This is a genomic window from Ensifer sp. SL37, from assembly GCF_026672675.1.
Lineage (GTDB): Bacteria > Pseudomonadota > Alphaproteobacteria > Rhizobiales > Rhizobiaceae > Ensifer > Ensifer adhaerens.
The window spans coordinates 1,433,701-1,458,312 of the sequence record NZ_JAPPRN010000001.1 but is presented as its reverse complement, the minus strand read 5'-3'; the positions used below and the strand labels follow the sequence as shown (position 1 = coordinate 1,458,312).

Sequence of the window (24,612 nt, the reverse complement as noted above, 5' to 3'; positions counted from 1 at the left end):
CGCTCCGCGGCCGCCACTTCCGCCAGTTCCTGCCTCTACTGGCAGTCCCGTTCGCGAAAAGCTCACCGAGAGACCGCTTCACCAGCGGCGAGTGACCGCAATGCCTCGTCCAGTTCGTCTAGATCGCTGATCCGCCTATCGGCTTGGTGCGCCTCGTCCGGCGCCGCCGTGCGGTGAACCCGCGCTTCGCGCGCGACCATCACAGTTTGCCATCCGCGCCGGCGTGGCGTGACGAAATCCTTGAGCGGATTGTCGGCGATGTAGACGAGATTGTCCTGCTTGACGTCCGCCCAGGTCTCGATCGCCTCATAGGCCCGTGCATGCGGTTTCCAGAATTCTCTCCCCCAAAGATCAGTGAAGATCACCCGGTCCACCAAGGCTTCGAGCCCCAGCGCCTTGACCTTGGCCTGTTGCGTGGCCGCCGGCCCGTCGGTGATGATCGCTCTTCGGCCGACGCGCGCACGCTCCAGATAGCGGCGAGCATCGTCGGCGAGAGCTATTTCCGGCCGGTGTCCGCGGTAGACGGCAACCAACTGGCCGACCAACGCTTCGTCGATGGCAATGCCGATCGCTGCCAGCGCCGTATCGAAAACGCGCCCGCTGTGCCCGCTCGCAGCAGCTGCCTCGCAATGCCCGGCAAAGCCTTCCGCGCCCAGATGGTTCGCCAGCCAGGCATCAACGGCCCTGAAGCCGCTTGCGGCAAAATCCCGCTCCAGATAGAGCGTATCGTCGAGATCGAAGACAAGCACCTGCTCGCCCATCCGCCTATCCCCGGAACACCGCTGCATCGTATCGCAGCATCAGCACACCTTCTCGCCAATCGTCGTGGACCGTTCTCGGCAAGCCTGCCACTTCCTCCAGCAGCCATTGGGCAAAAGTCGCGCCGGCATGATCCACGAGCGGATAGCCGCCGCCGAAACGGGCGTTGATTTCGATCACCCGAGGGCCGGTCAGGCGATCGTCCATGACCTGGAAACAGAACGCACCGCGCAAATCGGGCAACGCCCGCAAGATACCCTCAGCCATCGCCCGATGCGCCGGATGGCGCTCGGTGACCCCCTTTTCGACTTCGCCTGCCCTTATGCGCAAGCGCCGATGCGAAATGACCGACTGCAATGTGCCACCGTCATCGACGAACGCATTGACCGTATGCTCCGGGCCGTCGAGATATTGCTGCAGGATCATCGGCTCTGCTGTCGTTTCAGGCAGATCGGCCATTGCGCGCACCATGCTGATCGAGCGGCTTGCGCTCCCGGCATTGGGCTTGAGGAACAGCGGCCAGTCCCAGCGGGAGAGTTCGCCGCGAACCTCCTCCAGCATGCCGGTTCGCGGGACCGGCACCCCGGCCGCGTCGAGCACGCGCATGGTTTCGAGCTTGTCGCGCACAACGTCGATGACCGGCGGAGTGCTCACATGCACGCGGCAATCGAAGCGGTCGAAATCCCTCGCCGCTGCCGCAAGCGGCACCAGTTCGGGATCGATCGTTGGTACGAGCAGGCGCACATCATGCGCCCGCGCGATCTCCGCCAGGCGGCCCGTGAACTCCGGGTGATTATAGGCGGGTACCGCGAAAGCCCGGTCGGCGACTGCACAGGCCGCGCTCAGGTCAGGATCAAGATCGCAGGCCAGAATTTGGAGATCGATGTCCAGCGCGCGCGCTGCCCGGCGAAAACACTCGATCAGGCCAACACGCCTTCCCGCGGAAGAGACAAGGATCTTGAACGATCGGTACGCCATACAAGCCTTCTCCTTGACTGTTAGGACGAGGGGCCAAGGCAATCACTGTGGCCCCGCCTGACTGAACCCGATGCAATGCCCGCGCGACGCTCCCAACTTGCTGTGCACCGGGGGGCGCCGGCCGTCGGCCGTGCGCCACGCGGTTACCTCGATGCACTGCCGGTCTCCGCACATGACGGTAAAGCCATCCGCCGTATGAGTCTGAACTTGCGCGGCAAGGCCGATGTAACGGAAGGAGTCCGCGAAGGGCCGCGCCGCATCGATATGGACGACCTTTCCGTCCGGGCGCGAAAAGGCGCCGGGATAGGGCTCGCCGACCGCCCTGATCAGTCGCAGCACCTCCGCTGCCGGGCGCTGCCAATCGATCAAGCCATCCTCGGCGACACGCTTTGCACAATAGTTCGCCAGGCTGTGGTCCTGCTCGACCCGCGGCGCCTTGCCGGCTGCGGCCAATTCAACGGCCTCCGGCACCATCTCCGCCAGATTGCGCACATGCTTACCGTAGAGACTACGCGCGGTCTCATCCGGCGCGACGGAAAACAGACGCTGCAGAATGATGGGGCCGGAATCCGTGCCCTCGTCGATCCAGAAGAGCGACGAACCCGTGGTCTTTTCGTCAAGCAGGATGGTCCAGGGGATAACACCCCTGCCTCTCAGACGCGGCAGCGCCGACGGGTGAAACCCGATCACGCCCAGCCGCGGGATGGCACGGAAGGCCTCGCGGCAGATCTGCGACCAGCCGAGGACCAGGACGAGGTCCGGGGCGCTCGCGCGGATGGCTGCGAGCGTGTCTTCGGCGTTCACATTGGTCGTATGGCAGACCGCGCTGCCTGCCGCGCGCGCCGGCGTCGTCAAGTCCGCGAAATCGGAATGGCGATCCGCAGCCTCCGGCGGCAGCGTAACCACCAGGGACGGCAGCATCCCCTTCGCCAACAGGGCATTGAGCGCGATTAAGGATCCTTCGACGGCACCAACCAGAGCAAAACGCATTTTGGTTCTCAAATGCACAATGTGTCAGAGCGCAATATACAACTCGGATCACAACCAAGGGAAGAAATAACCCATCCGGGCGATATTAATGTATTTCAAGTATGATATGACGGGATGCTATTTCAGAGCCGGGCTATACTGCAAGAGAATAATTGCATGACAGTGTCTGCCGTTGTATCTTGAAACCACTGCATTCTAGGGCGCGCCCTGGAAGGTCAATTTAGAGTACGAACCTATTTCAGAAATAATCGCGTCCGAAGTGTCCATAATCGAGGCAATAGGAAGTTGATGTCTTGGCGTGCACTGGGCGCGTCCAGGAATTTAATGCTTGTGCCCCCGCCGGGAAGCACCCAGGTGCGCCCTGTCGTCAGGCTCAGGGAATGCGGACGAAGGCCCAAACGGCGGCGCAACTTCGGATCCACGGTATGATATTGCATTTGATCACCAATTTCAGCGCAAGCGCCGGAGCTGAGACGATGCTCGCGCGCCTGCTCAAGGCGTCATCTGACGAACGCGTTATGGTCGTATCGCTGCTCGATGTCTCGGCGCGAAACCGTGACCTCGCGGACAATCCGCGCGTCGAGTATGTGGCGCTCGGCGCACACTCGCTCCCGGCCATCCTGCACGGCACGATGCGGCTTGCCAACATCATCCGCCAGGAAAAGCCGAGTGTCATGCTGTGCTGGATGTACCACGCCATGGTGGTCGGCACGGTCGCTGCCAAGCTTGCGCGCCGCGCAACGCCGGTCATCTGGAATGTTCGCCAGTCGCTGGATGATGTCGCCTCGCTGTCGCGAAGCTCGCATATGGCGATCGCCGCTGCCCGCGTGCTCTCCGGCTCGGCCTCCGGCATCATTTACAATTCGTCGCGCGCGCGCGAAATGCACCGCGCCTATGGCTACCGCAACCTGAATTCGGTCGTCATCCCGAACGGCTTTGAAATTCCGGCAGTGGCAGCAGGCCATGAAGCGCCGCCCCGGCGGATCGGGATCGTCGCGCGTTTCCACCCGCAGAAGGATCACGCCACCTTCTTTCGCGCCGCCGCCTCGGTGTTGCGCACCCATCCCGACACGCGCTTTCTCGCGGCCGGACGGGGACTAGCCTGGGACAATCCCGAAGTCGTCCAGCTGATTTCCGATGCCGGATTGCCAAGCGAGGCCATCGACCTCAGGGGCGAGGTCGCGGACATGGAGGATTTCTACCGCAGCATCGACATCCTCGCCCTGTCCTCCAGAACAGAAGGCTTTCCGAACGTCGTTGCCGAGGCGATGAGCTACGCAAAAATGGTGGTGGCAACGGACGTGGGAGACGCGGCAGAGGTTGCCGGCAATGCCGGGATCGTCGTGCCCGCCCGCAATCCCGAGGCCTTTGCCGACGCCATGCGCAAGGTGCTCGACCTATCGCCGGAGGAATATGCCCGGTACGCGCATCTCGCCCGCAATCGTATCGAAAGCGAATACACGCTGCACAACATCGAACGGCGTTACTCCAATTTCCTGAGGAACTTCTAGCAGCCACCGCACGGCTCAAGCTGCGGAAAAAATTCGGAGAGGGGGACCGACACATGAACGACAATAACAAAGAGGCGCGACCTAAGCGAATGCCGGGGGACTTGGCGCCGACAGTCAGGCGGGCAGCATGACGAAGCCGATACGCACAGTCATCATCGACGACCATCCGCTCGTCATCGTCGGCGCCCGCGCGACGATCGAGACGACCAACGATATCGTCTGCGTCGGCTCGGCCGGAACGGGTGCGGAGGCGCTGGCGCTGATCAAGGAAACAGAGCCGGACGTTTCGGTCATCGATATTGCCCTTCCCGACATGAGCGGCCTTACGCTCGCGGAGCAAATACTCAAGCAGCAGCTTTCGGCCTATGTGGTGGTGATGACGATTTACCCGGAGCGCTCCTACGCGCAGCAGGCGCTTCAGATCGGCGTCAAGGGCTTCCTCCAGAAATGCTCTGCGCCAGAACACCTGCTACTTGCCGTTCGCTCCGTCACGCATGGTGGGCTCTACCTCGATCCGCCAACTGCCCAGGAACTGACGCGCACGGCACCAAATCCCGGGTCGCGCGCGATGAAGACGGAGGGGGTGCCGGGGCTGACCCGTCGCGAGCAAGACGTTCTACGCCTCGTAGCCCTTGGGTATTCCAACAAGGAAATTGGCGCGCGCGCCAATGTCAGCGTCAAATCGATCGAAACATATAAGGCCCGCGCGACGGAGAAGCTGCAGCTCCACACGCGGGCGCAGATTGTCCATTTCGCCTTGACCCACGGCTGGATGAGCGCCGTATAAGCCGTGGTCGGGTCGGGGCGCAGGCGGGATGTCAGCTTGCCCCTAATCGAGACAGGAGCCGCCATTGCGAATTGTGTTTGTGCTTTCGGGGCTTGGTGCCGGCGGCGCTGAAAAGGTCGTCAACATCCTCGCGCGCCATCGCTCGGCCCGCGGTGATGACGTGCACGTGCTCGCGCTCAATGCGGAAACCCCGGAGACCTACTTTGCCTATGACAGGTCCGTCCGCGTGGAGGCGCTGGGCGGCGGCTCGTCGGTGCCTGTGTTCAGGACAGTCGAGCGTATCGCCCGATTGCGCGCGCGCCTGCGCGCCCTATCGCCGGACCTCGTCATCTCCTTTCTGACGAAGGTCAACATCATAGTCGTGCTTGCCAGCCGCGGCCTCGGCCTGCGGCTCGTCCTTTCCGAGCGAAACAACTTCAATACGCAAGACATGAACCCGCTATGGCGATTGGCGCGGCCGCTGGCGGCTCGCCTGGCGGAGCGGCTGGTGATGCAGACGACGGAAGCGGTCAATTCGCTGCCGCCGCCCCTCAAAGCCAAGGCCGTGATCATCCCCAACCCGATCACGCTTCAGCATGTACGTGAAAAACAGTCAGGCACTGACACCCGCGTGCTAGCCGTCGGCCGCCTGAACAGGCAGAAGGGCTTCGATCTGTTGATAGACGCCTTTGCCGATATCGCGGGGCGCGCGCCGAACATGACGCTGACAATCTTCGGCGAAGGCCCGGAACGGCCCGTGCTCGAGGAACAGATCCGACGCCTCGGCCTTTCAAACCGCGTTCGTCTACCGGGCACCACGAAATCACCGGTCGAGTGGATCAACGCCGGCGATATCTTCGTCCTCAGTTCGCGCTTCGAAGGCTTCCCAAATGTGCTGCTGGAGGCGATGTCCGCGGGCCTTGCCAGCATCGCCTTTGATTGTCCTTGGGGGCCGTCGGAAATCATCGACACGCCGGCGGTTGGCATGCTCGTCCCCAAGGAGGACACTCGCCGACTGGCAGACGCGATAGCCCGCCTGGCGGCCGACGCGACACTCCGGCACCAGATCGGCGCCATGGGCGCACGCGCGGTTGCCACGCGCTACGCTATCCAGTCGGTGCTAAAGCAGTGGGATGACGTCATCGCCGCTCCTGAAGAGACCCACGCGCTTTACCCGGCAGCGCGCGTATCGACCTGATACGGCACCGCCTCAGGAGGCGACGCCGCATCACCCGATCACGACCCGGGCGGCGTTGCTGGCTTCAGGTAGAGGGTCGGGATCCCATATCTGTCCTTGAAACCGAGAGACGCGGACTGCACGTAGCCGTGGCTTTCCGCATAGGCACGCATCGGCTTTTCCAGTTCGTCTTCAAAGCCAAGCAGAAACGCCGCCGGCGGGTCTTTCTCGAACAGCGCTTCGATCGTCGATGGTGACGTCATCTTGTAGTACTTCGCCAGCTCGGGGCTCGTCATGTCGGCGGTGCGGTAGGCAAACGGCCCTGTCGCCAGCTCGGCATAGACATCGAGGCCGCCTTCCAGCGGATAGATGGGCGCGAGCGTCGCAACCTTGCCGGTGACGCCGGCGGCCTGCATTCTCTCAGCAATCGTCACGCCTCCCTCATGCACGCGCATCGTCGTCCACTGCTGCGGATGGGTCGCCTTGCCGAGGTATTGACCAAGGCGCGGCGCGTTGACCGCAAGGACGACAAGTACGGCCGACAGCAGGATCGGCCGCACCGTGGGGAGTGCGCGCGGACCAAGTGCCTCGAGCAAAAGGCCAAACGCCAGCGGAAGGCAGACGAGCGGCGGCGCAAAATACTGGGGGAACCCGGGCGTCGGAACGAAGCTCAGCACAAAGCTGCAGACGAGCACGCCCGCAAGCACGAGCACCTCCCCCATGCGCAGCTGTGGTTCGACCGCCACGTTGTCGGTGCGCCGGGCAAGAACGATGAACGCGACGGCGATGATCGCCGCAAGCGCCACGGCCACGGCCGGCGCTAGCCATATATCCTGCGCCATGACCAGTTTCTGGGCGAGCGACATCGCCCCGCCCTCCCCGTCGCCGCTCATCAGCCGCCAGTATTGCGGATGCGGACCGGTATGGTAGCGCACCACATGCGCCAGGAAGAGCTGCGGATCCCTGACGAGATAAAAAAGGATCGGCGCGCCGCCGGCAAGACCGCCGACCAGCAGCGGCGCCGCGACCTTGGCAATACGATCCTTCAGCGCCAGCGATCGCGGCAGAAGGAATGCGGCCACGGCCACGGCCGGGATGAAGGCGATGGCGCTCAGCTTGAAACACACGGCCAAGGCCAGCAGAAACCCGGCCAGCGCCACCAAAAACGAACGGCGCTGTTCATTACGCAGGGCGAGAAGAAAAAGACTGAGGCCGAGAAAGGCGAAGGGCCACGGCAGGAAATTGTTGGTGGCGCCGACACCCGTCTGCGTCAGGAACAACTCGTTCACCAGCGACAGGATGCCGACACAGACAGTTGCCCAAGCCGAACGCGTCAACACATACACCACGCCGCCGACAGCGACTGCCATAAGGATCCAGGCCAGGAAGACACCGAGGCGACCGCTTAAGAGCAGGTCGCTGGACCCGGTCAGCTTGCTGATGCCGTAGAAGTACCACGCAGAGGCCGGCGGATGATTGTAGAAGAAATCGGCGTAGAGCGACTGGTCGTTCAAGAGCCTGGCCGGCGGCACATACAGCTGCTCGTCTCGCCGCATCTCGAAATTCATGATCCGAAGAAACAGAAAATAGAAAACGGACAGGAAGAACAGGGCCGCGGCGACTTGATAGAAAATCCCGACCGATTTTCCTTCAACAGTTTCCTGTCTTTCCGAAGAAACACTTGCTGGATAGGTCATGCAAAAACTCCGAACAAAAATAGACGAAGTATAAAATACAGGCTGGCGACGGGAACGATGCAGTCGCACACGGCTTCAAATAGATCACACAGGATCGTAATGCGCAGCGGCGCATGGCCTAGCGGGACAACCCCGACAAGCGTGCAGGGATAAACCTGACACGTAAAAAGGCTTGCGGCCAAGCAGAATATAAGGTATTTCTTGTATATTAGTTACTTAACATAACGGAAACCCTGGGACTTATCCAGACATATTCCGTAGCGCGCAGGTAACCACCTGCTTTTATTGACGTGCATTTTAATCAGTTATTGAAAACGCTCAAATCGCGCATTGGATCGCGATTGCTCATGAATAAAACCTGAGACGTCAACACTATCCCAAACATATCTTCTTGGAGACCGCTATGAAAGTCGTTCTCTTTGCGGGAGGGCTTGGCTCGCGCCTGGCCGAGGAAACCACGCGTATTCCCAAGCCGATGGTCGAGATTGGTGGCAAACCCATCATTCTTCACGTCATGGACATTTACAGCCACTGGGGGCACCGCGACTTTGTCGTCGCCGGCGGCTATAAGTGCATGTCGATCAAGAGCTTCTTCCATAACTTCCATCTGTCGACCGCAGACTTTACCGTTGCGCTCGGAAGCGGCTCGATGGTGCTGCACCCCAATCATCCGCTCGACTGGAATGTCTCTGTCGTGGACACCGGCCTGTCGACGATGACTGGAGGGCGGCTCCTGCGGCTGCGCGAATGGCTCGACAACGAGCCTTTCATGGTGACCTATTCGGACGGCGTCGGAAACATCGACATAGAGGCGCTGCTGGCGTTTCACCGCTCGCACGGGCGCCTTGCGACAGTTACCGCCGTGCAGCCACCGGCCCGTTTCGGCAACCTCGAGATCGAAGGTGACCAGGTCGTCGAGTTCACCGAGAAGGTGCAGAAGAAGGAAACCTGGATCAACGGCGGCTTCTTCGTCTTTGAACCCGGCGTCCTCGACTACATTCCGAGCCTTTCCGAACCGCTCGAAATGTCGCCGCTGACCAATCTCGCCAGGGCCGGTCAACTGTTTGCCTACAAGCATCACGGCTTCTGGCATCCGATGGATACGATCCGCGATCGCGATTACCTGAACGGGCTGTGCGAAAGCGAAGATCCGCCGTGGCTGCGCTTCGAACGCGATCACCTAGCCGCCGCGACGGGCGCCCCCTCAACCCATCACGTACGGATGTAGGACATGGCTCTGATCACCAGCGAGCCCGACCTTGCCGAGGCGTTCCGTGGTCGCAAGATCCTGATCACGGGACACACCGGCTTCAAGGGAGGCTGGCTCTCGCTTTGGCTAAGGCGACTGGGCGCATCGGTGGTCGGCCTCTCGCTGCCACCGTCGATACCGTCCTTCTACTTGGCGGCCGACCTCGGCGACGTTGTCGATGGCCACGAGGGCGACATCCGGTCTACCGCCGACGTGGCGGGGGCCATCGAAGGACAGAATTTCGATCTCATCATTCACATGGCCGCGCAGGCCGTGGTGCGGACGTCGTTCGAGAATCCGGTCGATACCTATGCGACCAATGTCGTCGGCACCGCCATCGTGCTCGATGCGGCAAGGCGCATGAAATCCCTGAAGGGCGTAATCGTCGTCACCAGCGACAAGTGCTACGAGAACCGCGAATGGGTCTGGGGCTATCGGGAAAACGATCCGATGGGCGGGCGCGATCCCTACAGCTCGTCGAAAGGCTGCGCCGAACTCGTCGCAGCGGCCTATCGATCCTCGTTCTTCAATGACCCCAACGGGCCGCAGCTCGTCAGCGTGCGCGCCGGCAACGTCATCGGCGGCGGCGACTGGGGTGCCGACAGGCTCGTGCCCGATCTGGTCCGTTCGGTGGAAGGCGGCAGCCCCGCGCGGCTGCGCAATCCGTCGAGCATCCGGCCGTGGCAGCATGTCTTCGAGCCGCTTCGCGGCTACATGATGCTGGCGGCGCACTTACTTCAAGGCAGAACGCGCTTTGCCGGCGGCTGGAATTTCGGCCCCGACCAGGAAGCGACCGTCAATGTCGGAACGCTTGCCGACATGGTCGTTGCCCAATGGGGTGACGCGCCACCGAAGTACATCGTCGAGCCGCAGGTAAACGCACCGGTGGAATCGACCATCCTGCGCCTCGACAGCACCAAGGCCCGCACGGAACTCGGCTGGAAGCCGGTGCTGCGCCTGCGCGACACCGTAACCATGACTGTCGCCTGGTACCGCAAGTATAGGGAGGATCCGAGGAACATACGGTCGTTCTCGGAGCATCAGATCGAGCAATACACCGCCGCCTGGAAACAGGAAGTCGAACACGAAGCAAGACCATTGCCATTGCGCGACATCGGAGATTGGAAAGATGCGAGTTAATTACGGACAGTCCGTTTACGGTCAGGAAGAGATTGATGCCGTCGTGGCAGTCCTGCGCTCATCGACACAGATGGGCACGGCCGTCAGGACGATGCAGGAACGTGTCGCGATGCTCTTTGCGAAACGGCATGGCATCATGGTGAATTCAGGTTCGTCCGCGAACCATCTCGCCATCGAAATCGCCGACCTTCCGAAGGGATCGGAGGTCATCACGCCCGCATTGACCTTTGCGACGACCGTCGCCCCGATCGTGCGCGCCGGTCTTATCCCGGCTTTCGTCGACGTCGTCGAAGGTACCTACAATATCGATGTCGATGCGATCGAGCGGATGATTACCAGAAAGACGAAGGCGGTGATGATCCCTTCGCTGATCGGGAACCTGCCCGACTGGGATCGCATTCGCGCCATCGCCGACGCGCACAAACTGCTGGTGATCGAAGACAGCGCCGACACGCTCGGCGCGACGATCAGGGATACAAGCACCGGCGCGCGGTCCGATATCAGCACGACCAGCTTCTATGGCTCGCATGTCATCACCGCGGCGGGCAACGGCGGCATGGTTTGCGTCAACGACGACGAACTGGCGCGAAAGGCAATGCTCTATCGCTCCTGGGGCCGCACATCCTCGCTCTTTGTCGAGTCCGAGACCATCGAGAACCGGTTCAACATCGACCTCGACGGCTTCGACTACGACGCCAAGTTCGTGTTCGAAGTGCTGGGTTTCAACATCGAACCGTCCGAAATGGGCGCGGCGTTCGGGCTTGTCCAGCTCGATCGGCTGCAGCAAAACATCGATGCGCGCGAGGGCAACTTCGCCAAGCAGCGCGCCTTCTTCGAGGCCTACGAGGACTGGTTCGTCCTGCCGAAGCAATTGCCGCTTTCGCGAACCGGATGGCTGGCATTCCCGATGACTGTGCGCGCGGATGCGCCATTCACCCGCCGGGAGATGCAGATCTTCCTGGAACAGCGCGACATCCAGACCCGACCGGTGTTTACCGGAAACATCCTGCGCCAACCGGCGATGAGCGGCGTTCATAGCAAGGTCGAGCCGCGCGGCTATCCGGTCGCCGACGACGTGATGCGCGGCGGCATTCTGCTCGCCTGCCACCATGGCCTGACACAGGCGCACCTGGACCATATCCACCAGTCGTTCAGCGATTTCGCCACGCAATTCGCGAGCTCGGGCGCCAGCAAGCGCCGCCAGCAGCAAACAGCCTCCTTTGAGCAACCTGGAGCTTGAAAATGACACGCCTTTTGAGATGCCGCGCCTGCCTTGCAGCCGACCCACTGACGTTTCTCTGCATGGGCGATCACCCACCGGCAAACAGCTTCGTGCGCCCGGAAGATGTGCCCGCGAACCAGCCCATGTATCCGCTAGACTCGCAGGCCTGCCTGACCTGTGGATTGATCCAGGTCTCCGACCAGGTTCCCGACGGATTCTTTGAGCACTATCTCTACGTCCCATCGAGCGCTACATCCATGCATGACCATTTTGCTGGACTGGCCGGAATTTTGAAGAAGGCCGCCGGCGACGGGCTCATCGTCGACATCGGCTGCAATGACGGCCTCCTGCTTTCGGCGTGCAACAAGGTGGGTGGAAAGACGCTCGGCGTCGACCCGGCGGCGAACCTGGCCGAGATCGCCCGCTCGCGCGGTGTCGACGTCGACGTCGGCTACTTTACCCATAGCGGCTCAGGCCGACTGATCAGTGAGTACGGTTCGGCAAAAGCGATCGTCACCACAAACACGTTCAACCACATCGGCGATCTTCATGACTTCATGGCTGGCGTCAAAGGCTGGCTGGCCGATGATGGTGTCTTCGTCATCGAAGTGCCCTGGGCGAAAAATCTTCTCGAAAACAACGAGTTCGACACGATCTATCACGAGCATGTATCCGAGTTCAGCCTACTATCGCTCGTCAAGCTCGGCGGGTACTTCGACCTTGACGTCGTCGATGTTCATCGTCTCGGCGTGCATGGAGGCTCGATGCGCGTTTTCCTCAAACACGCCGCCACAGCCACGCCCCCGACTGCGATCGTCAGCGAGATGCTTGCGGAAGAGCTCAAGGCAGGGATGCTCGAGGCGGATACCTATCTTGCCTTTGCCGAGCGCATCCGGAAGATCGGCGTCGATCTGATCGCCATGCTGGACCAGCTCAAGAAAGACGGCGTCACCGTCGCAGGTTACGGTGCACCTGCCAAGGGAAACACCTTGCTCAACTATTTTGGGATCGGCCCGGACAGGCTCGATTACCTGGTTGACCGGAATGCCTTGAAGCAGGGCCTATATTCGCCGGGCATGAAAATACCAATTCGCTCCCCGGACGTGTTGCGGGAGGATGCGCCCGGCGTGCTTCTGGTGCTCGCGTGGAATTTCTTCGATGAGATCCGCGCGCAGCAGGCGGACTTCGCCGCGCATGGCGGCCGCTTCCTCGTGCCGTTGCCGTACCCGGCCATGGTCAACTGAAAACGACGGAGGTGAGGCGTTTCCACCCGTCGCGGTGGAAGCGCACTCGACCGGGGCTTCAATCCGACTGTCCTGCGCAAATAGGAATGGGCGATGTCGAGGGTTCTGATTACGGGCGCTGCTGGCTTCATTGGTTCGCATTTGACGCGAACCTGCCTTGATGTCGGCCACGAAGTCCATGTCGTGGTTCGGCCCGGCTCCGACGACAGCCGACTGGACGCGCTCGATCAGTCGATTGAACGACACAACTTCGACCTCCAGTCGGAAGACGCCATGAAGTGTTGCCTGTCTAAGATCTCACCTGAGTTCGTCTTCCATCTCGCCGCACGCCCGAGGAGACGCGAGGAAGCGGAATTGAGCGACGCCAAGGCAGGCATCAAAGAACACCTCGCCGCTTTGTTGAACCTTCTCGGCGCCGCAAGCAGCGTTCCCCATCCGCCCTTGAAAATCATCCGGACCGGATCGATTGCCGAATACGGCACCGCGCCCAGACCCTATGAGGAAGAGAGCCGGGAAATGCCTGCCACCGCCTATGGTGCCGAACTCGCTGCTGCGACCCACCTCATCGGCGGATTGCAGAGACGCTTGCCCTTCCCCGTGATCACCACCAGGCTGGCTCTGGTCTATGGCCCAACGCAGTCGACCGAATTCATGATCCCTCTGTTCATCGAACGTTGCCTTGCCGGTCAGCCCTGCGTTGTCCACCATTCCGGCGACCGTCGCGATCTGCTTCATGTGAGCGACGTTGTCGACGCACTGCTTCGCATCGCCGACGCGCCGGTCAGCACGCGGCTTGTCAATGTCGCAAGTGGCATCGCACCAACCATGCGGGAGGTCGCTGAACTCATCGTCGAGCGGACGGGCGCCGACCCTGATCTCATCGAATATCGTCTGGGAGGAATGTCGGCGGGCGCAAACGAGCTGCGCGCATCGACGGCGCGCGCCAAGGACCTCTTCGGTTGGAGTGCGCGCATCCCCTTGCGCGAGGGAATAACCCGCACGGTCGAGTGGCACCGGCAGGCCCCCGCGCTGCCCAGTTCGAACGCCGGCCGTTGGTCTCGAGAAACGGCGTGAAGATGGTGGTGGCGATGAAGCAGAGACCCAAAATCTCGATCCTGGTGCCGGCTTTCAACGAAGAGTCCAATGTTCGGCGCGCCCATGAGGCGATCGTTGACGTGTTTCGAAGCCTGCCTGGCTACGACCGCGAGATCATCTTCATGGACAACCATTCCACCGACCGCACATTCCCCATTCTGACCGAGATCTCCCGCGAGGATCCGACCGTCCGGGTGATCCGTTTCAGCCGCAACATCGGCTATCAACGCTCGCTTCTCGTCGCTTACAAGTCTGCCACGGGCGACTGCTCGGTCCAGATCGACTGCGACCTACAGGATCCGCCCCATCTCATTCCGGGGATGCTGGAGCTTTGGCACCACGGACACCAGGTGGTTTACGGCATCCGTCGCACGCTCAAGGACGGATGGCTGACGACGCGCATCCGCCGTGCCTTCTACTGGTGTATCAATGCGCTCAGCGAGGACGACCTGCCGCTCAACGCCGGCGAATTCCGCCTTGTCGACCGACGCATCCTCGACGAACTGCGGAAGGTCGACGACACCTCGCCCTATCTGCGCGGACTCATCAGTGCGATGGGTTTCTCGCAGGTTGGCTTCGAGTATGACCGTGAGGCCCGTGTCGCGGGTGAAAGCAAGTTCCCATTCAAGGCTATGCTGTCGCTTGCGGTCGATGGGATCCTCAACCATTCGTTGACACCCTTGCGACTGGCCTCGATGGCAAGCCTGGTGATGGGCACAGCAACGCTGCTGCTTCTGTTCGGCTACCTCGTCGGCAAGCTTCTGTTCGGCCAGGACTGGCCGGCGGGCTTTGCAACGACAACGATCCTGCTTCTGATTTCGATCACCTTGAACGCGATTTTTCTCGGCATCATGGGTGAGTATGTGGGCCGTATCTTCATGCAGTCGAAACGCCGGCCCGCCCCGATTATCGAAGCGTCGCTCAACGACGACGAACACCGGCGGCCGGCTCCGGCGATGCCGGATTGGAGGCACGGCGATGTCGTTGCCGACAACAAAAGACGCTAGCTCCCGGCAGCGTGCCGGCGAAACGCTTGCACGGTTTGCGGCTGTGGGAGCCGTGACGACCCTGCTCGACATGGTGTTGTTTAACACGCTCTATTTCCTGGGGGCTCGGCCAACGCTGTCCAACCTCGTTTCCTATTCCTGCGGCATCGCGGTCAGCTACATGCTCAATCGCACCTGGACCTTCCGCGCTGCCCACAGCCATGTGCAGGCGGTGAAATTTGTCGCTGCCACCCTGACGGGTCTCTTGATATCGACGGGGATCGTCACCGGCCTTGCCCTAACGATCCCGGCACCGGTCGCCAAGGTGATCAGCGTCCCGATCGTCTTTGTCTGGAATTATCTGGCGTCGCGATTGTGGGTCTTTCGCGGCTCAGAGGCGCCAACTACGACCACAAGAACTAACGCCTAGAACAATAAGTATAGTTAAGATCTAAATTTAAAAAATACATAACCTTCCAAACGGAACGCAATATATAATTGAGGGTTCAAGTTTTTTTGCAATATTGGAGCATTAGCACCGATGTCCTTAACTCATTTGCAGCGCCTGGAAGCCGAGGCGATCCACATATTCCGAGAGGTCGCCGCGACCTTTGCGAAACCGGTCATGCTCTATTCGGTGGGCAAGGACTCCTCCGTCATGCTGCATCTGGCGATGAAGGCATTTTATCCCGGCAAGCCGCCTTTCCCGTTCCTCCACGTCGACACCACCTGGAAATTCCGAGAAATGATCGAGTTTCGCGACCGGACTGCGGCCGAACTCGGCATCGACCTGCTTGTTCATATTAATCGCGACGGCCTCGAGCAGCAGATTAACCCCTTCACCCACGGCTCCAACGTGCATACGCATGTGATGAAGACGATTGCGCTGCGCCAGGCACTCGACAAATACGGCTTCGATGCGGCCTTCGGGGGGGCGCGGCGGGACGAGGAAAAGAGCAGGGCAAAAGAGCGCATCTTCTCCTTCCGCAACGCTCAGCACGCCTGGGATCCGAAGAACCAGCGGCCCGAGCTCTGGAAGAGCTACAACACGCGCGTCGGCCCATCCGAATCCATTCGTGTCTTTCCCCTGTCCAACTGGACGGAACTCGACATCTGGCAATATATCCTCAAGGAAAACATCCCGATCGTGCCACTTTACTTCGCCGCACGCCGTCCGGTCGTCGAGCGGGACGGCATGCTGATCATGGTGGATGACGAGCGCATGCCGCTCCATGCGGACGAGAAGGTTGAGCAGCGCCTGGTGCGGTTTCGCACGCTTGGCTGCTACCCGCTCACCGCTGCGATCGAATCCAACGCCACGACACTCCAGGACATCGTCCGCGAAATGCTGACCGCCCGCACGTCGGAAAGGCACGGCCGCCTGATCGACGCGGACGAAACCGCGTCGATGGAGAAGAAGAAGCGGGAGGGGTACTTCTGATGACCGCCAGCATTCCCGCAACACCGGGCAGCGTGCTCGAATATCTGGCCAAACAGGAGAAGAAATCGCTTCTGCGTTTCATGACCTGTGGTTCGGTCGACGACGGCAAGTCGACGCTGATTGGCCGCCTGCTGTACGATAGCAAGCTGCTCTTCGACGACCAGCTCGCAGCACTTAAGCGCGAGACCAAACGCACCAGCGCAAACAACGGCGACATCGACTTCGCACTCCTGATCGACGGCCTGGAGGCAGAAAGAGAACAGGGCATCACCATCGACGTTGCCTATCGCTTCTTTGCTACCTCGCGCCGCAAGTTCATCGTGGCCGACGCGCCGGGGCACGAGGAGTATACCCGCAACATGGTCACTGCGGCGTCCACGGCGGCCCTTGCAGTCGTGCTCGTCGACAGCCGCAAGGGTATTCTTCAGCAGACGCGGCGCCATTCCTTCATCGCGTCCTTGCTCGGGGTGCGCCATGTCGTACTTGCCGTCAACAAGATCGACCTCGTCGGTTTTGACCGCAGGGTCTTCGACACGATCGTCGCCGACTACAGGGCCTTTGCCGAGAACCTCGGCTTCTCGACGATCACGCCGATCCCGATTTCGGCGCGCTTTGGCGACAACATGACGAGCCGTTCGCCAAACATGCCCTGGTATGGCGGTCCAACATTGCTGGAGCATCTCGAGACGGTGCCGATCGAGGAAGAGGCAGCCGAAGCGGAATTCCGTTTCCCGGTGCAACTGGTCCTTCGCCCAAATCTCGACTTTCGCGGCTTTGCCGGCCAGGTGGCATCGGGCAGCATAGCTGTCGGCGATCCGCTCGCGGTGGCAAAATCCGGCCAGCTCACCCGGGTCAAGGAAATCGTCACCTATGACGGCAAGCTTGCGCGCGCGGTCGAGGGCCAGTCTGTCACGCTCGTGCTGGAGGACGAACTTGATATCTCACGCGGCAACATGCTCGTGCCGCCGGAAAATCGGCCGCATGTCGCCGATCAGTTTATGGCGCACGTGATCTGGCTTCATCCGGATGCGATGCTTCCCGGACGCAGCTACATCCTGCGCACGGAAGTCGACAGCGTCAGCGCGACGATTACCAGCCTCAAACACCAGATCGACGTCAACACCTTCGCCGAGGAAGCGGCAAAATCGCTGCGCATGAACGAGATCGGCGTTTGCAATCTCTCCACCCAGGCGCCGATCGTCTTCGACAGCTACAAGGACAACCGGACCACCGGCAACTTCGTGCTGATCGATCGTTTCACCAACGCCACGGTCGGCGCTGGCATGATCGACTTTCCGCTGCGTCGCGCGCTCAACGTGCATTGGCAGGCCCTCGACATCAACAAGAAGGCCCGCTCCGCGCTCAATCATCAGACGCCGCGCGTGCTGTGGTTCACCGGTTTCTCCGGCTCGGGCAAATCGACGATCGCCAACACTGTCGAGAAAATGCTGCACGCCCGGGGCAAGCACACGTTCCTGCTTGACGGCGACAATGTCCGTCACGGCCTCAACCGCGATCTCGGCTTCACCGAAGAAGACCGCGTCGAGAACATCAGACGCGTGGCCGAAGTCGCGAAACTCATGACCGAAGCGGGCCTAATCGTGCTCGTTTCGTTCATCTCGCCGTTCCGCTCGGAGCGCCGCATGGCCCGCGAATTGTTCGGCCCGGGCGAATTCATCGAGATTTTTGTCGACACCCCGATCGAGGAATGCGCGCGCCGCGATCCCAAGGGCCTCTACAAGAAGGCGCTCGCCGGCGAGATCAGCAACTTTACGGGCATTAGTTCGCCTTACGAGCGCCCGGAGAGGCCGGAAATCCACCTGCACACCGTGGGCCGCGAAGTCACGGCGCTTGCAGGCGAAATCGAGGCCTACCTGGACAATCAATAACGACCAGTCCGGCGCGGCAGACGACGCTCCCAGCGGCAGTACGGAGAAAGATAATGATCGATACGCTCACGGCCGCAGCGATAGAGGCTGGCAAGGCCATTCTAGACGTCTATGCGCGTGATATCACGGTCGATGAAAAAGCCGACCGTTCGCCGGTCACCGAAGCGGACCGGCGTGCCGAAGAGATCATCCTTGCCATTTTGGCTCGAGCATTCCCCGATATCCCGGTGGTCGCCGAGGAAGCCGTCGCGGCAGGCTCAGTGCCCGAGATCGAGGGCCAGCGCTTCTTCCTCGTCGACCCGCTCGACGGAACGAAGGAATTTATCAACCGGCGAAGTGACTTCACCGTCAACATCGCCTTGATCAGCGACGGCGAGCCGGTGGCTGGCGTCGTCTTTGCGCCCGCTCGGCTCGTTGGCTATGTCGCAGAAGGGGGACGGGCGAAGAAGTTTCAGGTGACCGCCGACTTTGCCATCACCGGGACCACGGAAATACGGTGTCGAGAACGGCCTGAAAATCTGACCGCGGTTGCCAGCCGTTCGCACAGCGATGCCGAGACGGCGGATTTTCTGGAGCAGAACGCAATCCGCGACTGCACGTCGGTCGGCTCGTCGCTCAAATTTTGCCTGCTGGCCGAGGGGCTCGCCGATGTCTATCCCCGTTTCGGTCGCACGATGGAATGGGATACGGCCGCCGGTGATGCCGTGCTGCGCGCTGCCGGCGGGCGCGTCACGACGCTTGACGGGCAACCGTTCCGCTACGGAAAGCGGCGTCAGGCAAATGATTGCGATTTCGCCAATCCAGGGTTCATCGGCTGGGGGCGTGATTGCGGGCCGGAAGCCTGCGAAAAGGAAGCAGACTAAAGGGAGAAAGTCTAGAATGCCTGAAGACGACGTTCGAGCGCACGGCCTTGTGTTGGTTGAAGGTGACGGCATGCCATGAACATGTTCAACCATACCCTTTCGGCCGGATTGGCTGCTCGCCGCGAAGCCGCTCGCCGCGATGCGCCAGGCATCGTGCTCACCAAAAAGATCGAGTTCCTTCTGCTGGTCGGCGCCGTCTTTTTTTGCTCGATGAACTATTTTCGCTACGGCGATACGAACTTTACGGTCGCCGATTTCCTCGCCTTTCTTTGCTTCTGCTTTGCGCTACTCAACCGCAATATCGATCTTCAGCTCTTCGGGCGTGTTAGCAGCGGATTGTGGTGGCTGGGGCTGACAATGCTGGTCTCCGGCCTGCTGGTAAGCAGCATCGCGGGCCCGGATCCGATGCGCGGCATCGTCGTCGTCACCCAATATCTCTACGCTTATCTCTTTGTAGTGCTATTGTTCAGCGGTCGTACGCTCGATCAGCTGGTGCTGCTCGCGAAGACCTATGTGTTCTCGATCCTCGTCCTTTGTTTCCAGGGCATCTATCTCATCCATATTGATGGCCGCACGAACACGAACTTCGTCAGCGGCAACGGCCGCTTCAGCGGCCTTATGGAGCGTGAAAACGAGTGCGCGGCGGTGATAGCGCTCGCGGTCCCGATCCTGCTTGTGTTGATCACGACGAAGCGGCTCAACCGAATCTATGCCGTCTTTGCCCTATTTATCCTGATCTACGGGATCGTGCTGACCGGCTCCAACACTGGCCTCATCGCCCTTGTCTTCGGCATGAGCGTATTTGCTATCATCGGCGTCAACTGGAAGCGGCTGATCATCAACGTTGTCCTTTTGGCCGGCATCGTTCTCGCAGTCTTCACATCCGCCCGCGACTATCTTCCGGCCGCATTCCAGAAACGCGTGCTCGGAGCGCTCGAAAGCGGCGACATCGGCCAGGCCGGCACGTTCGATCATCGCGTCGATCTGATCTATGAAGCGATGAACATGACCGACAGCACCTTGCTGCTCGGCGTCGGCGCGGACCAGTACCGGATCGCGAGCGCCATTCACCAGCCGGTTCATAATCTCTATCTGCTCCTGTGGACGGAAGGCGGGCTGATCTCGGCGGTCGGTCTTCTGGTGATGCTGCTTTCGGCCTTCGGTCCGGCGCTGGCCGTGGCGCGGCTTCCCGGCGGGCGACCGTTTGCAGGCTGCATCGTCGCCAACGTCTCCATGCTGCTGTTGGTCGCGAATGCCGTGCCGCACGCCTATAGCCGCTTCTGGCCCTTCCCGCTCGTCTTGCCCGTGGCCCTTGCCTGCGCCTACATCGCGCTCTCAGCTTCGGCAAAAGCGACGTCGGACGCCTTTGCCCAACCCGAACCGGTGCCACAACCCGAACTGCGGCAGAAGGATCTTATCGCTCAGGCACGCTCTGGCGTGCCGCGCTGAGCCGGCGTTCGCTGATCCGATCCCCGAGGATCATCACCAGAACAGTTTCGGCGATGATCTTGAGATCGACCCAGGCTGATCGGTTGGCAATGTACCAGAGATCAAGATCGAGTTTGTCGTCGTTCGAAAGAATGGCGTTGCCGCTGATCTGAGCCCAGCCGGTGAGCCCCGGCCGAACGCTGCAGCGACGAACCCCGCGCTCGCCCAGCGCGTCGATCGTCTCCGGAAGGATCGGCCGCGGGCCGATGAGGCTCATGTCGCCGATAAGGATGTTCCAGAACTCGGGCAACTCGTCCAGGCGCGTCCGGCGAAGCAGAAGCCCGAACCGTCCCGTGCGCTCGGCGTCGCTGAGGGGGCGGCCTTCGGCGTCTCGCGCATCCGACATCGACCGAAACTTCATCATGCGAAACGGACGCCGGTCGAGCCCCGCCCGGGTCTGGTAAAACAACACGGGCCGCCCAAGCCAGATGGCGACCGCAATCCCGACCACCAGCATGATCGGCAGGCTCAAGAGGCCCGCGACCAACGCAAAGACGATGTCAAAGCACCGCTTCATCTTCAACTCCCATGCACCGGTCGGCACATGGCCGGGCAACCGCGTCGCGGCTGCTCGACCGTTTCCGAAATCGCGGTTCTATGCCCGCGCTTCCATTTCAAGCACCGGCGCGCGTTGACCCAGAGCGGGAAGAGACGCTTCGGTGACGACGGCATGCAGGAAGCGGGCGGCCTTGATCATCGCCTCTTCGCTCTGCGCCGGATCGACGAGAAGCGCGATACTGGTTTCGCCCAGCCTTCGTGCGACCGGGAGCCGCTCGGACGGCGAAAGCCCAAGATCGGTAAAGCACTTCTCCAGATAGACCTCCGAGCAGCTTCCGGAAAAACACGGCACACCTGCCGCGTTCATCGCCGCGACAATCCAGTCGCGATCGTGCCCGGGCTTCAATGCCTCCGGCCGAACGAAAGCGTAGTAGCGGTAGTACGCGTGGCGATATCCCTTCGGCAACGTCGGTACGCGCAACGCTGCAAGCTCTAGGGCCACCTCGTCGAGGATCGCAGCGTTGCGAGACCTTGTCGCGTGCCATGCCGGAAGGCGCTCCAATTGCCTCGAGCCGAGAACGGCCGACAGCGATGTCATGCGCCAGTTCGTGCCGATCGTTTCATGCAGCCATCGGAAACCCGGCGGATGCTCTCGCAGGAACGCCGCGTCATAGGATTTGCCGTGGTCCTTACGGCTCCAGGCCTTCTTCCACAGTGCCTCGTCGTCAAGAGCGATCAGCCCACCCTCGCCGCCGGTCGTGATGATCTTGTCCTGGCAAAAGGAGAACGCGGCGATATCGCCGAAACTTCCGACCGGCTTGCCGTCAATCTCCGCGCCGTGGGCCTGCGCGCAATCCTCGATCACCCAAAGTCCGGCCTGTCTGGCGAGGGCCATGATTTCCTGCATGTCGCAGGGAAAGCCTGCCAGGTGGACCGCGATGATGCCCTTTGTCCGGTTGGTGATCTTCGGTGCGATCGTTGCGGCGCTGATGTTCTGGCTGTTCTCGTCGACATCGGCAAAGACGGGAACGCCGCCGCAAAACGAAACGCACGACGCCGAGGCGACGAAACTGCGCGGCGTCACGATCACCTCGTCGCCGGGTTCGAGACCGAGCGCGAAAAGCGCCAGCTCCAGCGCAAGCGTACCGTTCGCAAGCGCGATGGCGTGCTTGCGCCCGAGTGCACGGGCATAGGCTTCCTCGAAGGCTGCAACGTGCGGCCCGGTCCAGGCATTCACCTTGCCCGACCTTAACACCGCGGCAACATCCGCAATCTGTTCCTCGTCATATACCGGCCACGTCGCCACAGCTTGCTCCCTCGCTCAACTGAAAACTCCGGAAATATCAGATGACCTGCCGCACCATCACGAAGGCCTCGGCGGCCGATTTCAGCACGGTTGCGCCGCGCAATGTGGCGAGCGCGTTCAAGGTCTCGAGGCTGCGCTCATGCGGCGCCGCCCGAACCTGGGACTTGAACGCCTTCATCGCCGCAAGCTTTCGATCGATATGGTCGCTGATGTCGACAAACACATTCGGTGCGAAGCCCGGCGTCACATAAGGCGCGTTCCAGTTTGTCTCCGACAACGTCTCGTAAGCCAGGATCACCTTGGGATAGCCGGGCTGATGCGGCCTTGCGGCCACCATCGACGACAGGAAGATCAACTGATGATCGACATGCATGTCGCCGACAAAGGGGATGATCAGCGTTTGCGGGGCGATGGAGCGCACCAGCTCGAACAGCGCGGCGTTAAGCGCCGAATGGGAGGTTTCGGAAAGGGCTGCGGCGGGGAAACCCAGCCAGCGCGTTTCCTTGACCCCGAGAATCCGATGCGCCTCATGGGCTTCGGCTTGAACGGCTTCCACCGAGGCGCGATCATAGGCCGGTGGTTTTCCCTCTGTGACAACAGCCACGAAGACGTCGCTTCCTTGCGCCGCCAGCCGCGCCATCGTTCCGCCGGCGCCCAGAACCTCGTCGTCGGGATGCGGTGCGATGACCAGCGTTCGTCCGAGCGTTTCCATCAGGCTCATCCTGCTGCCCTCGCCAACACCCCGATCGCCGCCGATCTCAGAACTGTTTCCCGACAATGACGGTCATCCTCGTCGTCAAAGCCCGACGTCAGCCCACATGCAAACTCGCCCCTCACGCAACTCTCCATCTATGCACGGCCGAAGCCCCTATTATTCCGAAGCTACAGGCCGGCGATCGATACGAAGATGACATCGCCAGGCAGCACAGCCGTAACTTTTGTGGCCTCGATGCTCTGCCGGGTCTTGGCCTCGCCGCGACCGGTCTCCCGATCGATCTTGTAGAGAAACGATACCTGTTCGTTCTTGCTCGAATCGACCTCGGCAGCAGCCATCAGGACCATCTGTTCCTTGGTTGACTGACGCTGCGTTTCGAGCTTCTTGAGCGTGGCCTCGCGCTCCTGGAGCAAGGTCAGGATCTCCTTCTCGCGGTTTGCCTTCAAGGTTTCGAGCTGCAGCTTCAGGTTCGCGAGCTCGCGGTTGGAGCGCCCGATCTCGGAGATAAGCTCCAGCAATCGCGATTTTTCGCTCGAAGTCGCCATTTTCACCCGTGAAAGCTCCGATTCCGTATTCAGCTCCCGTTTCCTGAGCGCGAGCGTCCTCGCCTCAACCTGTTCGTTGAGGGCGACGACCTCCTCCTGCTGCTCCTTGAGCTTGTCGAGGATCGTGAGGCTCGCCTCCGTCTGCATGATGCTCTGGTTGAGGATCTCCATCTGGTTCTTTGTCGACAGCAGGTCCGTCTTCAGGATCTTCTCCTCGATCGCGACCACGGGACCGACCGAAACTTCATCGACATACATCTTGACGCTTTCCGGAATATCCTTGAGGTCGACCTTCTCGGAACCGCGTAATTGCGCGTAAAGCCGGGCGGTGTAGACCGCCTCTCGCACGATCTCAACATCCGTTTCCTCGATCGTGCCGCGCAGCTTCGCCTGGGCGATGATGCGGTCAGCCGGATTGCTCATCGCCGTCTGTGGTCCACCGGCAAGGCCGACGGCCTGCTCTACCGTCAGTCCCGGATAATAGGCGAAGGAGCCAGGTGTGCGCACTTCGCCAAGGATCAGCACAGGGCGAACCGTTACGATAGAAAGCGACAGCTTCGGATCGGTCAGCAGCTGGCGGGACAGATATTCGCTGCGCAAGGCGTCAACCGCCTCAGGAATGGTTCGCCCCTCGATCTTGAACGCGCCGATCAAGGGAAATGCGGCCGCTCCATCGGTCGCAATCGTCAGCGACGTCGGCAACTCGGCATCATCCAATATGTCGAAGGACAGCACGTCCCCGACCGAAACCCGGTAGGCGGCGGGCGCCGCCTGGGTCGTGGGCACGGCGCTCGCTGTTGCAGCGCCCGATGCGGTGGCGCTGGGCGTACTGGCGGTCGATGCGCCGGCAGCGTGAAGGGGACCCGTCAGCAACAACGTCGCCGTCGCGACGAAAGCGATATGACTGACGATGCGAAAGATTGTCTGAGCCGGAAACTTCATGCTTCCCTCTAATGAATAAATCCGAACTTCACGGTGGTTCAACCGCACCAAAAGAAGCGGAAATTAAACTCCAACAATGGATGAATTTATTTTACGAGACCTCTGTAATTT

General features: G+C 61.0%; 22 protein-coding genes. 14 read left to right on the top strand and 8 right to left on the bottom strand.

The features are described from left to right. Window positions 1-62: 62 nt before the first annotated feature. From OVA00_RS06575 to OVA00_RS06565, 3 genes are read right to left on the bottom strand one after another with little or no spacing between them, the layout of a single operon-like run. Entirely contained in the window at window positions 63-761 is a 699-nt protein-coding gene (locus OVA00_RS06575) for an HAD family hydrolase (protein ID WP_162733079.1), read from the bottom strand. 4 nt (window positions 762-765) lie between these two features. Next, complete coding sequence (locus tag OVA00_RS06570; RefSeq protein ID WP_113136148.1) at window positions 766-1,737, bottom strand: ATP-grasp domain-containing protein; 972 nt, start codon at window positions 1,735-1,737, stop codon at window positions 766-768. Between the two features lie 42 nt (window positions 1,738-1,779). Beyond that, window positions 1,780-2,727 (bottom strand): methionyl-tRNA formyltransferase, encoded by a 948-nt coding sequence (locus tag OVA00_RS06565; protein WP_268088377.1) that lies wholly within the window; start codon window positions 2,725-2,727, stop codon window positions 1,780-1,782. Between the two features lie 425 nt (window positions 2,728-3,152). Between OVA00_RS06565 and OVA00_RS06560 the strand changes: the two genes are divergently transcribed. The 3 genes from OVA00_RS06560 to OVA00_RS06550 all read left to right on the top strand — a co-directional run bounded on the left by OVA00_RS06560 (window position 3,153) and on the right by OVA00_RS06550 (window position 6,202). After that, a complete protein-coding gene (locus OVA00_RS06560; protein ID WP_112772869.1) occupies window positions 3,153-4,238 on the top strand; it encodes a glycosyltransferase in 1,086 nt (361 codons plus the stop codon). 127 nt (window positions 4,239-4,365) lie between these two features. Further along, window positions 4,366-5,025, top strand: coding sequence for a response regulator transcription factor (locus tag OVA00_RS06555; RefSeq protein ID WP_089045695.1), 660 nt, complete (start codon window positions 4,366-4,368; stop codon window positions 5,023-5,025). A 73-nt stretch (window positions 5,026-5,098) separates the two neighbouring features. Beyond that, window positions 5,099-6,202, top strand: coding sequence for a glycosyltransferase family 4 protein (locus tag OVA00_RS06550; RefSeq protein WP_234798809.1), 1,104 nt, complete (start codon window positions 5,099-5,101; stop codon window positions 6,200-6,202). Window positions 6,203-6,240: 38 nt separating this feature from the next. Here OVA00_RS06550 and OVA00_RS06545 read toward each other — a convergent pair whose 3' ends face one another. Further along, a complete protein-coding gene (locus OVA00_RS06545) occupies window positions 6,241-7,878 on the bottom strand; it encodes a glycosyltransferase family 39 protein (RefSeq protein WP_113136147.1) in 1,638 nt (545 codons plus the stop codon). A gap of 403 nt (window positions 7,879-8,281) precedes the next feature. Between OVA00_RS06545 and rfbF the strand changes: the two genes are divergently transcribed. The 11 genes from rfbF to OVA00_RS06490 all read left to right on the top strand — a co-directional run bounded on the left by rfbF (window position 8,282) and on the right by OVA00_RS06490 (window position 20,456). Continuing rightward, window positions 8,282-9,106 (top strand): glucose-1-phosphate cytidylyltransferase, encoded by an 825-nt coding sequence (gene rfbF, locus OVA00_RS06540; RefSeq protein ID WP_113136146.1) that lies wholly within the window; start codon window positions 8,282-8,284, stop codon window positions 9,104-9,106. Window positions 9,107-9,109: 3 nt separating this feature from the next. Further along, on the top strand, window positions 9,110-10,267 hold the full coding sequence (gene rfbG, locus OVA00_RS06535) for a CDP-glucose 4,6-dehydratase (protein WP_252160689.1): 1,158 nt from the start codon (window positions 9,110-9,112) through the stop codon (window positions 10,265-10,267). Further along, window positions 10,257-11,507: a DegT/DnrJ/EryC1/StrS family aminotransferase gene (locus OVA00_RS06530; RefSeq protein WP_112976843.1), complete on the top strand. Its 1,251-nt coding sequence runs from the start codon at window positions 10,257-10,259 to the stop codon at window positions 11,505-11,507. Before rfbG ends, OVA00_RS06530 begins: the two co-directional genes overlap by 11 nt. Window positions 11,508-11,509: 2 nt before the next feature. Further along, window positions 11,510-12,733 (top strand): class I SAM-dependent methyltransferase, encoded by a 1,224-nt coding sequence (locus OVA00_RS06525; RefSeq protein WP_268088376.1) that lies wholly within the window; start codon window positions 11,510-11,512, stop codon window positions 12,731-12,733. 93 nt (window positions 12,734-12,826) lie between these two features. Beyond that, window positions 12,827-13,807, top strand: coding sequence for an NAD-dependent epimerase/dehydratase family protein (locus tag OVA00_RS06520; RefSeq protein WP_112772857.1), 981 nt, complete (start codon window positions 12,827-12,829; stop codon window positions 13,805-13,807). A 14-nt stretch (window positions 13,808-13,821) separates the two neighbouring features. Beyond that, window positions 13,822-14,835, top strand: coding sequence for a glycosyltransferase family 2 protein (locus tag OVA00_RS06515; protein WP_112772870.1), 1,014 nt, complete (start codon window positions 13,822-13,824; stop codon window positions 14,833-14,835). Beyond that, window positions 14,807-15,244 carry a GtrA family protein gene (locus OVA00_RS06510; RefSeq protein WP_162731905.1) on the top strand — a complete coding sequence of 146 codons (438 nt, stop codon included), beginning with the start codon at window positions 14,807-14,809 and terminating at the stop codon, window positions 15,242-15,244. The genes OVA00_RS06515 and OVA00_RS06510 overlap by 29 nt, the downstream gene beginning before the upstream one ends. Before the next feature lie 111 nt (window positions 15,245-15,355). Further along, entirely contained in the window at window positions 15,356-16,255 is a 900-nt protein-coding gene (cysD, locus tag OVA00_RS06505) for a sulfate adenylyltransferase subunit CysD (protein ID WP_112772859.1), read from the top strand. Then, on the top strand, window positions 16,255-18,144 hold the full coding sequence (gene cysN / locus OVA00_RS06500) for a sulfate adenylyltransferase subunit CysN (RefSeq protein ID WP_112772860.1): 1,890 nt from the start codon (window positions 16,255-16,257) through the stop codon (window positions 18,142-18,144). Before cysD ends, cysN begins: the two co-directional genes overlap by 1 nt. Before the next feature lie 53 nt (window positions 18,145-18,197). Next, window positions 18,198-19,007, top strand: a complete 810-nt coding sequence (gene cysQ / locus OVA00_RS06495) for a 3'(2'),5'-bisphosphate nucleotidase CysQ (protein ID WP_112772861.1) — start codon at window positions 18,198-18,200, stop codon at window positions 19,005-19,007. A gap of 75 nt (window positions 19,008-19,082) precedes the next feature. Next, window positions 19,083-20,456 carry an O-antigen ligase family protein gene (locus OVA00_RS06490; RefSeq protein WP_112772862.1) on the top strand — a complete coding sequence of 458 codons (1,374 nt, stop codon included), beginning with the start codon at window positions 19,083-19,085 and terminating at the stop codon, window positions 20,454-20,456. On the opposite strand, the gene OVA00_RS06485 is transcribed toward OVA00_RS06490, so the two are convergent. From OVA00_RS06485 to OVA00_RS06470, 4 genes are all read right to left on the bottom strand, one after another. Next, the gene (locus tag OVA00_RS06485; RefSeq protein WP_060520987.1) at window positions 20,422-21,012 is read right to left on the bottom strand and encodes a sugar transferase; all 591 of its coding nucleotides are present in this window, start codon (window positions 21,010-21,012) and stop codon (window positions 20,422-20,424) included. The genes OVA00_RS06490 and OVA00_RS06485 overlap by 35 nt on opposite strands. Before the next feature lie 78 nt (window positions 21,013-21,090). Further along, window positions 21,091-22,299, bottom strand: a complete 1,209-nt coding sequence (locus OVA00_RS06480; protein WP_268088375.1) for a DegT/DnrJ/EryC1/StrS family aminotransferase — start codon at window positions 22,297-22,299, stop codon at window positions 21,091-21,093. Window positions 22,300-22,336: 37 nt separating this feature from the next. Further along, on the bottom strand, window positions 22,337-23,011 hold the full coding sequence (locus OVA00_RS06475; RefSeq protein ID WP_371273607.1) for a PIG-L deacetylase family protein: 675 nt from the start codon (window positions 23,009-23,011) through the stop codon (window positions 22,337-22,339). A gap of 170 nt (window positions 23,012-23,181) precedes the next feature. Further along, window positions 23,182-24,501: a polysaccharide biosynthesis/export family protein gene (locus OVA00_RS06470; RefSeq protein WP_090427291.1), complete on the bottom strand. Its 1,320-nt coding sequence runs from the start codon at window positions 24,499-24,501 to the stop codon at window positions 23,182-23,184. Window positions 24,502-24,612 lie beyond the last annotated feature (111 nt).